The organism is Amycolatopsis sp. NPDC059021, assembly GCF_042739895.1.
GTDB lineage: Bacteria > Actinomycetota > Actinomycetes > Mycobacteriales > Pseudonocardiaceae > Amycolatopsis.
Window position 1 is genome coordinate 28,370 of sequence record NZ_JBHYIQ010000040.1, and the last position, 9,756, is coordinate 38,125.

The 9,756-nt window shown below is 71.0% G+C and carries 8 protein-coding genes; 1 reads left to right on the plus strand and 7 read right to left on the minus strand.

Annotated features, from left to right (window positions below; genetic code table 11):
• Window positions 1-14: 14 nt before the first annotated feature.
• The 7 genes from ACFWX1_RS23440 to ACFWX1_RS23470 all read right to left on the minus strand — a co-directional run bounded on the left by ACFWX1_RS23440 (window position 15) and on the right by ACFWX1_RS23470 (window position 8,927).
• On the minus strand, window positions 15-734 hold the full coding sequence (locus ACFWX1_RS23440; RefSeq protein WP_378390594.1) for a LuxR C-terminal-related transcriptional regulator: 720 nt from the start codon (window positions 732-734) through the stop codon (window positions 15-17).
• 56 nt (window positions 735-790) lie between these two features.
• Window positions 791-2,587: an ABC transporter ATP-binding protein gene (locus ACFWX1_RS23445; RefSeq protein ID WP_378390596.1), complete on the minus strand. Its 1,797-nt coding sequence runs from the start codon at window positions 2,585-2,587 to the stop codon at window positions 791-793.
• The gene (locus tag ACFWX1_RS23450) at window positions 2,584-3,006 is read right to left on the minus strand and encodes a lasso peptide biosynthesis B2 protein (protein WP_378390598.1); all 423 of its coding nucleotides are present in this window, start codon (window positions 3,004-3,006) and stop codon (window positions 2,584-2,586) included. The genes ACFWX1_RS23445 and ACFWX1_RS23450 overlap by 4 nt, the downstream gene beginning before the upstream one ends.
• Window positions 3,003-3,260, minus strand: coding sequence for a lasso peptide biosynthesis PqqD family chaperone (locus ACFWX1_RS23455; RefSeq protein ID WP_378390600.1), 258 nt, complete (start codon window positions 3,258-3,260; stop codon window positions 3,003-3,005). The genes ACFWX1_RS23450 and ACFWX1_RS23455 overlap by 4 nt, the downstream gene beginning before the upstream one ends.
• 23 nt (window positions 3,261-3,283) lie before the next feature.
• Window positions 3,284-5,101 (minus strand): lasso peptide isopeptide bond-forming cyclase, encoded by a 1,818-nt coding sequence (locus ACFWX1_RS23460; protein ID WP_378390602.1) that lies wholly within the window; start codon window positions 5,099-5,101, stop codon window positions 3,284-3,286.
• A gap of 15 nt (window positions 5,102-5,116) precedes the next feature.
• Window positions 5,117-5,224: a keywimysin-related RiPP gene (locus ACFWX1_RS23465; protein ID WP_378328187.1), complete on the minus strand. Its 108-nt coding sequence runs from the start codon at window positions 5,222-5,224 to the stop codon at window positions 5,117-5,119.
• A 196-nt stretch (window positions 5,225-5,420) separates the two neighbouring features.
• A complete protein-coding gene (locus ACFWX1_RS23470; RefSeq protein WP_378390604.1) occupies window positions 5,421-8,927 on the minus strand; it encodes an NB-ARC domain-containing protein in 3,507 nt (1,168 codons plus the stop codon).
• Between the two features lie 164 nt (window positions 8,928-9,091).
• Here ACFWX1_RS23470 and ACFWX1_RS23475 point away from each other — a divergent pair, with 164 nt between their 5' ends.
• Complete coding sequence (locus tag ACFWX1_RS23475) at window positions 9,092-9,658, plus strand: hypothetical protein (protein WP_378390606.1); 567 nt, start codon at window positions 9,092-9,094, stop codon at window positions 9,656-9,658.
• The last annotated feature ends 98 nt before the right edge of the window (window positions 9,659-9,756 follow it).

Here is a 9,756-nt window from a genome sequence, read left to right on the forward strand (position 1 = left end):
ACTGGTGGACCGGATCACCCCGGCGGCCCGGGAAGCGATCGAGGTCCGCACGCGGCGGTGGCCTCCGGCGCGGTGCCGCTGACGCCCTGCGCGCCGAGCCGGAAGCCGAGCGCCATCCGTGACGTCGTGCCGAAACGGTGCTGCAGTTCCGCGACCACGGTGCGTACCGTGCGGCTGCTGAGCCCGAGCCGGTTCGCCACCTGGTGATCCGTCGCGCCCTCGACCAGGAGTTCCGCGACGCCGAGCTGGCGCACGGACAGCCCGGCACCTTCGGGCAGGCCGTCGCCGAGGGGCCGGGAATCCGCCCACAGCATGTCGAACAGCTGGTTGCACAGCACGGTGATCGGGGTGTGGAGGACGAGTGCGCCGGCGTCCAGATCTCCTTCGTCGAGTGGCAGCACCGCGAACCGGGTGCCGAAGATCAGCATGTGCCGCAGCGTGCCGTCGTGGACCCTGACCTCCGTGCTCCGGCCGGACGCCTGGCTGCGCAGCCGGTCCAGGCCGACGAGCCTCGGGTCGACCAGCAGCCGGCGCCGCCCGCTGCCCGCCACGGGGCATTCGAGGAGCGCGGGATCGCACTTGTCGGCCCATGTCCCGCACAAAACCCCGTGCACGAATTTCGACATTTCGGCCAGCCGATCGATTCTTCTCAGTACCGCGGTCCGATCGGGCAGGATCTCGACGAAATCCATTCGGCGGGACAATTGGCCGTCGGTCAGCTGGTTGAACGACATTCGACTACCACCGGGCCCATCAGAACAGCGCAGCGAACGAGGAACGGGATCAATTCTTAGCAGTGCGCGGACGGTTCGCCAGGGCCATCCAGGGGATGGGATACCGACAATCGGGCAGTGGTGGCGAAGCGATCTTCGGCGAATTGACTGGTGATGAGCCGGCGGTAGAGTTCGCTGGTTTCGACGAGTTCCGCGTGGCTGCCGCGGCTGTCCACCCTGCCCTCGTCGAGCACGATGACGTGGTCGGCGCCGCGGACGGTGGACAGCCGGTGCGCGATGACGACCAGCGCGCATTCCTCCGCGATGCGCGCGAGGGCCTCGGTCAGCGCCCGTTCGTTGATCGCGTCGAGGTGTGCCGTCGGTTCGTCGAGTAAGAGCAGGTCGGGCCGGGTGAGAAGGGCGCGCGCGATGGCGACACGCTGTCGCTCGCCTCCGGAGAGCATGGTGCCGCGTTCACCCACCTGGCTGACAAGCCCGTCCGGCAACCGGCCGACCAGCTCCGTGAGGCAGACCAGGTCGAGAACCCGGGCGAGCGCCGCGTCGTCGGCCTCCGGTGCCGCGTAGGTCAGGTTCTCGCGCAACGTCCCGTGCAGGATGGGTGCGTTCTGATCCACCAGCGCGATACGCGAACGGCAGTAGTCGCGGTGCAGGCGGGTGACATCGACACCATTCAGCAGCACGCTTCCGGAAACCGGTTCATGAAATCGCTCCACCAGTGAGAAAATTGTTGACTTGCCCGCGCCGGACTTACCCACCAGTGCGATATTCGCCCGCGCGCCGACGGTGAACGACACTCCGTTCAGCACCGGCCGCGTGGCGTAGGAGAACCGGACGTCGCGGAATTCCAGCACGGGGGTGCGTGGTTCCCGCGGCGGAGGGCGACGGGTTCCGGTTTCGTTTTCGACGGGAATCGCCGCGACCTCGTGCACCCGCTGCATCGCGCCCATTCCCCGCTGGATCAGGCCGATACCCTGCAACAGCGACACGAGGGGGACCACCAGGTAGGTGGCGTACAGCAGGAACGCCACCAGGTTCCCGAGCGAGGTGGCGTCCGCCGCCACCCGCGTCCCGCCGATGAGCAGGACGAGCAGCAGCGAACCACGGATGGCCAGTTCGACGGCCGGCGTCATCACCGAGGTCAGCCTGGCCGCGCGCACCCCGGCGGCGTAGGCGGACTCGGCGCGCCCGGCGATCCGCCGTTCCTCCCTTGCCTCGGCCCTGCTCGCCCGGACCGTCCGGATCGCGCCCAGCGCGCGCTCGAGATCGGCGGTCATCTCGCCGACGCCGCGCTGCGTCTGTTCACCCGCCGCGCGGAGCCTGCCGAGCAACGACACGACGACGACGGCCGCGACCGCCACCGTCGCGGCCACGATCAGGAACAACACGGGATCGAGCAGCAGCATGAGCACCACCGTGCCGATTCCCGTCAGCCCGCCGGAGACGAGGTGCACGGACGCCGTCGAGACGACGTCGCGCAGTACGGTCGTGTCGACGCTGAGCCTCGCGATGAGGTCACCGAGGCGGTGATCCTCGTACTCCCGCATCCGCAGCCGCAACAGCCGCGCGATCAGGCCGCGCCGGACCCCGAGCACGACACCCTCGCCCGAACGCTCCAGCAGGAACAGGCCCGCACCGTCCACTGTGGCCTGTGTCAGGAAGAGCGCGGTGATCCCGGCGATCAGCCACCACGGAAGCGGCCGCGTGCCGACGGTGTCGACGGCGTTCCTGACGAGCAACGGCTGCAGCATGCCGAGGCCGGAGGCGGTGACGGTGAGCGCGATGGCGAAGGCCAGGACCCGCCGGTGCCCCGTCGTCAGCCGCAGCAGATCGCGGAATCCGGCGCGAGCGGTCATTCCGGCGGCCCGACGGCGAGGAGCCGCCCGAAATACCCGGACGGCGCGCCTTCGTCGACGAGCCGGTCTTCGGCCTCGATCCACGCGTGGGCGCCGAAAGGCGGCTTCACCCGGACACCGGCGCACCAGGTCGGCCACGTACCGCCGAAGCGGCACAGGACGGTGGCGGCGAGCGACCTCGGCAGGCAGCCCTGCGGGCCCCGGCAGGTCAGGCTGACCGCGAGGACGGCGTCCCGCGCGGACTTCGCCTGCTCGTACGACGCCGGGCGGGCGCCACGACGGAGCACGCGCAACAGGGCCTTGATCCGCCGGGGCGGCAGCCTGGCGATCAGCTTGGCCAGTACCACCGCGAGCAGGGCGGCCGGCCGGCGCGCGAGCGGGACCGGCAGCGGGCGGCCGAGCGCGCTCGGCGTGGTCACGGTGTCACCAGCCCGGCCGAACGCAGTCCCGCCACCAGCGCCGTCACATCCCGCCCCGCCTGTTCCCTCGACACGCGGTATTCGCGGGCGAGCGCCTCGGCGGCCTGTTCGGCGCTCCGGCCCTCGAGCAACGCGCCGACCACGAGCTTGCCGGTCGGGTTGAGCTGGAAATACCGGCCCGCGCGCTCGTCGAGCAGCACACTCCCGTAGTCGGTGTCCACAACGGACACTTCAGCGCGTAACGTGAGGCCCATCTCTCCTCCTGGAAAATCGGCGACTACTTCGCAAGCGTGCGCAGCCAGACCTCGCAGCCGATGGTCGAGTAGAGGACCGCCTCGCGCAGTCCTGGCGTGTCCGGGCGGGAAGCCAAGGCGCGCAAGCGATCCCGGTCGACGAGACCGAGCCGCGCCAGTATCGGGTCGTCCCAGAGCCGGGCCAGATCGCCCCGGTTCTCCCGCAGACCCGCCGCCGCGTCCAGCGACGCCTGCGCCTTGCTGGTCCTGGCGAGACATTCGGCGGGCACCACGCCCCGCATCGCCTCGGTCAGCACCGGCTTGTAGGCCCACGGCGTCACCCGGTCCTCCGGCCTGATCGCCAGGCAGGACTCGATCACCCGGTCGTCGAGATACGGCGACTGGATCGGCAGCCCGGCCCGCGCGCTCATCTGCTCCCACTGCCTGATGATCCGCGAGCAGGACCGGATCTGGTCGAGGTCGGTGTGCTCCCCGCGGGTGGCGGCGAGCGGTTCCGCCGACCGTGCCGCCTCGCGGATGGCCGCCGCGGCGAGCCGCGCCGCTTCCGGGGTCACCCAGTCGAACAACCGCGGCGGGCAGCCCCAGCCCAGGGCCGCGGTCACCGGCGCGGTCTTCGGCGCGGACAGGTCCTCCGCGGCGTCGGCGAGCCATCGGCGGTACGACCGCGAATCGGCGAGTGCCCGCATCATGGCGCCACGCGGCCAGGTGAACAACGCGCGGAAACCCCGCAGCTGCCGGAGTGCGAACAGCGGCCGCCGCCGGAGCACGGTGTGGTAGTGCGCCTCGGAACACCAGGCGACGTGGTCCCCGCCGATGCCGGTGAGCCGGATCCTGCTTCCCTTGGCCGCCAGCGGTTCCAGGTCGCTGAGCAGACGCGCCCTGTCCAGCATGCCGATGCTGGGCTCGTCGAGCGGATCGTCGATTTCCAGCAGCTTCTCGTAGACCAGCGGGGAGGCCGCCGCGTCCCACACCAGATGCTCGACTTCGGGCAGGTGAGCGGCCGCCCGCTTCGCCCAGCCGAGGTCGTCGTCCGCGGGGTCGAGGCCCGGCCAGGTGCTCGCGATGACGCGCGCGTTGCCGCGCGCGGCGAGAAAGGTGACCGAAGTCGAATCCAGGCCGCCGGAAAGATCACACGCGACAGTTCCGCCGTCCCGGGTACGCGCGTCCACCGCGGCGGTGAGCGCTTCCCTGACCAGCGGCGCGCCCTCGGCGAGACCGCGGACCGGGCGGGGTGGCCGCCACCAGGTCACCGTCGCCGTGCGGCCGTCGGGCTCGAGCACCAGTGCTTCCCCGGGACGCACGCCGTCGACACCGTGCCACAAAGGCTTGTGCAGCAAGGGATGCGGGACCGGGAAGAGCAGCCGCACCGCCACGGTCTGCTCGTCGATGTCCGCGCACGTGACCTCGGCGAGGATGTCCGCGCGGTCCGCGGCGACCGCGACACCGCCGACGTTCGCGTGATGGACCAGCCGCAGACCGGACGCCGTGCCCTGCACCCGGCACCGGCCGCGCACGGCGGCGATCAGGTGGAAGCTGCCCGGGAGCTTCCGTGCCAGCGCGCCGAGTTGGGTGAGATCACGGACTCGCCCGGCCTCGGCCGTCAGTTCGTCTTCCGTGACCGGGCAGCAGCCGATCACCGCCAGCAGCGTTTCCCCGGCGCGGGCGGCCACCATCCCGCCGTCGCGCCAGCGCCCGGTCAGCCACGGTCGTCCCGAGACGTGGTGCAGCGTCCGGGACCCCTGCGCGAAAAACCGCGGGGCCACGGCAAGGCCCGCCTCGTGGTCGGGGAAGACCGCGAAGTACTCCTCGCCGTGACCCAGCATGCCCACTGTTTCAGGCATCGACGTTCGGCGTGCTCAGTTCTTGCTGAGGATCAGCCGGTCGTTGCCGTGGAACTGCAGCAGTCCGGTGACCTCTTCGAATTCGCCGGCCTCCGTCAGCGTGGGGGTCTCGTACTCCTTCATTCCGCTCACCTCTCCCTGGGTCGCAATGGGTGGACAGCGCGCGCTGTGACCGAACGTAACAAGCCGGGAAGGGCGACCAAACCCCGATGGGCTTCCGGAAGCGGCAATTGCCACAAGCGGAAATCCGTTGGTGCCCCGATGGCTCCGGCGGAATCGGCGCGATATCGGAGTCCACAGTGGACACCGCGGTGCGGGGCTACCCGGCCGGCCGGGGTTGGTCCGTCAGCCGGAGGCGTGCGATGCCGCGTGCCGTGCCGGCCACGAGGGTGCCGTCGTGATCAACCGCCAGTGCCGTCACCTCGGTGTCGAGATCGACGTCGCAGAGGACTTCCCACTCGCAGGGGCGATCGAGCCTCTTCGATCGTTCCGGCTCGGGGGCGGGGACGAGGCGGGCGAGCCGCAGGACGCGGCCGCCGAGGGCGGCGACGGCCGGGCCGCCGGGGAGGCGCAGGAGCGCGGTGTCGTTGGCGATGAGCGCGCCGCCGTGGTTCGGCCGACGCCGGAAGGCGGTGTCGTACACCGCGTCGTTCAGCGACCTCGCCGCCAGATGCGTGTCCGCCCCCGGCGCCCAGGCGTGCAGGAAGGCGTGGTGGAACACCACGAGCGGCTCGTCCCCGGTCACGTCCGTCCCCGGCAGCACGCCGACCATGATCGCCTTCCCTGACCAGAAGGTGATCGAGGGGCCCCGCGCCCGTCCGGTTCGCGCGTCGTGGATGCTCACGCGGCCGGTGGTGCCGTTGTTGACGGCGAACTGCCCGTCGGACGTGCCCGTGGCTGTCGCTTCCCGCGCGGAAAAGTGCCAGAGCTGGGTGCCGTCGGCCAGGTCCCAGGCGCGGACGGTGTCCTCGTCGTCGGTGAGGAGCACGCGCTGTCCGTCCGCGGTGGTGGTGCAGGCGAGTGCGCGGCCCGTGATGGCCGCGGGGCCGCCGCTGCGTTCGCCGGTGGCCGGGTCGACCAGCGTGGGCGGTCCTTGACCGGCGTCGCACACCACCAGCGGGCCGTTTTCGCCGCCCGCCGCGAGGAGCGCCGCCGGTGGCGCGTCGAGCGCCACCTCGCGAACCGGCCGTCCGGCCGACCACACCCGCAGGACCGGGCCCGTGTGCCCGGTCACCAGGAACGCACCGGCGACAGCCACGTGCGCGACCCCGGTGGTGTGATCCGGCTCGTCCCGGCCGAGCAGGTCGCGCACGTCCCACAGCCGCACCGTGCGATCGTCGAACCCGCCGGTGACGACCACGACACGGCCGTCCGGCAGCGCGGTCGTGGCCACGGCCTGGATCGGGCCCGAGTGCGCGTGCACGAGGGTGCCCGCACGGTCGGCCGGGGTTGCGGTGATCCACATCCTGCCGTCGCGATAGCAGCTGACCTCGCTCCCGTCCGGAAGCCAGGTGGCGACCGGGGATCGTGCGGAGCACCCGTGCGCGTCCTCGAGCACTTTTCCGCTGATCACGTCCCAGGAGTGTTTCCAACTCGCGCCGGACACCGTCGCCCGGTGATCACCTCTGTCCGAAGTGGACTGAAGGTCGAGAACGAACCTGCCCGCCGCTCCGTGCCACGGCTCGCGGATCTTGCGGCCTGTGGCGGTATCGATGGCCCACACCGAAACGTCCTGATAGGACACCGTCGATGCGACGAGGTCGACCAACCGGTGCGCGCGCACGACGGCGACCACCGGTCCGCCGGGCGCCGGGGTCCACAGGATCCGGTGCACCCCGGGCTGGATGTCGTCGCGGTAGTTGTTCCAGTAGTCATACCAGTCGATGTCCGGTCCGGGTGGTTCGAGCGCGAGCAGTTCTTCGACGTAGTCCGCCGTCCCCGGCTCGGGGTCGTCGGGCTCGGACGGTTCCGGCGCCGCCGGGGCATCCTCGGTGTGCTCGTCTGCCGCCGGCGCGTCCCAGGGATCGACGGTTTCGACAGGATCGAGGGGGAGCGGCGGCAGCTCCCAGCTCACGGGTTTTCCGCTGTCGACGTCCCAGGCCCGGACTTCTCCGGTCACCGTGCCGGCCACGAAGACGTGACCGCCACCCGTGACCGGGACGCACGCCAGCGCGTCCACCAGTTCCGGCAGAGGCCACGGCGAGTCGGCACGCCGGTTGCTGTGCGCCTCGACGATCCGGACGTGGTGGCCGACGTCGAGGCTGAACACCAGCACCCGGCCGTCGGCGAACGGGACCGGTGCGACGTCGATGACCTTGGCGTTGTGCCGGGTCAGGATCTGGTGCGGCGGCTCGGTGTGCCAGTCGGTCCAGGTGCACCGCCACGGTGAGCTTTCGGTGAGCACGCCCGCCGCTTCGGCGAGTTCGTCCGCGCCGGTCTGACGTGCCGTGAGTTCCAGGTAGGCGGGCCGTTCCCCCGGGGGCTGGTCGCGCAGGTGGTGCGCGGCGCGCTGGTAGGCGAGCGCGGCGGTCCGGGCTCGCGCGCTCTTCGCCATGGGCAGACAGGGCAGGAGCGCGGCTTGGTCCGCGGCGAGCAGGAACGCCGCGTCGGCCAGCAGCGGGTCGAGCCTGCCCGCGTCGGCGGCGTGCCCCGCCAGGTGCCGGAGGGTGTACGGCCTGGCCGTCGTCCAGCCGGCGGGCGCCTCCGCACGGAGCGCTTCGACCAGCCTGCCGCTGACGTCGGCGAGTTCGTCCGCGCCGAGCGCCTGGCGCAGGTAGGTGCGCAGGACGTCGTGCAGCCGCATCGTTTCGCCGCGGACCTCGGCGAGCGACAGGTCGACGAGCCGGCGGGTCAGCCGACGGCATTCCGGGGGTGCCAGCCCGGCCGCGCCCCACAGGAGATGCACCACCGCCACCGGAATGCCGACGTCCTCCGGGAACACCCCCAGCTCCAGGAACCGGTCGCGGCCCACCGGATCCAGGCGCCGGATACTCGCCTCGACGGTCGCGCGGACGGCGTGGTCCCTGCGGTCGGCGCTGTCGAGGTCGAGGCTGCCGGGACCGTCGAGGGACAGCTGTCCGGCCACCAGGTCCGCCGCCGCGTCGGGGGAACTCCCCTCGGCGACGGCCTGCCGGATGGCGCCGTTGACCAGGGCGAGCAGGAGCGCCCACCGGCCGGTGAGCCGGAGCAGCTGGTCGGTCCTGGTCAGTCCGGGCACACCGAGGGCCAGCAGCGACCGGCTTTCGTCCGGGCTCAACGGTTCCACGGTCACGACCCGCGCGGTGGACGGCAGCGCGCCGCGGGACCGGGTCGTCGCCACGACCGGGACACCGGCCCGCAGGAACGGGGCCAGCCCGCTGGCCGTCCACACGTCGTCGACCACCAGCAGCGCCGGCTCGCGATCGCCGAGCAGTCCGGCCAGCCGGTGCACGGCGGCGGCCGGGTCGACCAGCGTGGGACGGCTCCCGCTCAGCAGCTCGCTGAGGTCGTTGATCTTGTCCGCCAGCACGGGATCCGGCACCTGCTCGCCCAGCGTCACCCATAGGACGCCGCCGGGGAAGGAGTCCCGCACCCGGTGACAGACCTGGGCGACCAGGGTCGTCTTCCCGAACCCGCCGGCGCCGGCCACGCCGACCGTGGCGTCACCGGCGAGTATCGAAGCGGCCAGCCGCTCGGCGGCCCCGGCCCGCTCGACGAGTTCCCTCGCGGGCTCCGGCACCATCCAGACCGGCCCCGGCTGGTGCGCCCGACCGGCGAACGTCACGGTCCTGGCCTGCACGACGGTGCCGACCACCACCCCGCTCAGCTCGTTGTGCGTGTCCGCCACCGGACAAGTATGCCCATGGCGCGGGCAGGACAGAACAGGGTGATCGAGATGAGCCCGGCTTCGGGACCGGTCCCGGCGGGCGGCGCTAATTTGACGTGTGCGGTGATCTTCCGTCCGCAAGCGCGAATTGACCGTTTTTTCCGCACGTCAAAAGGAATACCCTGATGTCCAGGAGGAAGATGATGAGGCTGGCTCGCTCGGTGGCCGTGGTGGCCACCGTCGCGGTGACGACCATCGGGAGCACGGTGCTCACGGGAACCGCGCCGGCGTACGCCGGTGGGAATTGCTCACTCTTCTGTGGAGTGATCGAGCTCGATCCGGCCAGTAATGTCAGTATCGGTATCTTCAGCAACTGGGACTATCCGTGGGACAAGACCTATCCTGCGGGCGACCCGACACCCACGGTCGATCACAACATCGCCCGGACGCCGTGGAACCGCTTCTGGGAGAACGAGAAAAGCAGTCTCATCTGGGACTACTACAAGGACGGGTTCAACATCACCGGAAGTGATGTGGACGACGGCATCCACGACGACTTCACTCAGGCGTTCAGATTGGACCCCGGTCAGGTGTCCACGCGCTATGGGATTCATTTCAAGGACACCGACGGCTTCTACGTGGCGGGCGGCGCCTGTGCGCAGGTCGACGGTAAGGAGATCTACCGCGGACCGTATTACAAGAAGACGGACGGCGCCTGGAGTCCTTACAAGGTCAAAGCCTGGCGTTGCTGATCGCGGGGCCGTGGGCCCCCGGCCCCGGGGGCCCCGGCGGGCACCGGGGCGCGGGCCGCCCAAGGGGGTGTGGGTTAAACAAAAAGACCAGCCCCCGA

Bases quoted from the DNA above. Each gene is read 5' to 3' on its own strand.
- ACFWX1_RS23460 (WP_378390602.1), bottom strand. From the start codon at position 5,101: ATGCCTGAAACAGTGGGCATGCTGGGTCACGGCGAGGAGTACTTCGCG.
- ACFWX1_RS23455 (WP_378390600.1), bottom strand. From the start codon at position 3,260: ATGGGCCTCACGTTACGCGCTGAAGTGTCCGTTGTGGACACCGACTAC.
- ACFWX1_RS23445 (WP_378390596.1), bottom strand. From the start codon at position 2,587: ATGACCGCTCGCGCCGGATTCCGCGATCTGCTGCGGCTGACGACGGGG.
- ACFWX1_RS23440 (WP_378390594.1), bottom strand. From the start codon at position 734: ATGTCGTTCAACCAGCTGACCGACGGCCAATTGTCCCGCCGAATGGAT.
- ACFWX1_RS23475 (WP_378390606.1), top strand. From the start codon at position 9,092: ATGTCCAGGAGGAAGATGATGAGGCTGGCTCGCTCGGTGGCCGTGGTG.
- ACFWX1_RS23465 (WP_378328187.1), bottom strand. From the start codon at position 5,224: ATGAAGGAGTACGAGACCCCCACGCTGACGGAGGCCGGCGAATTCGAA.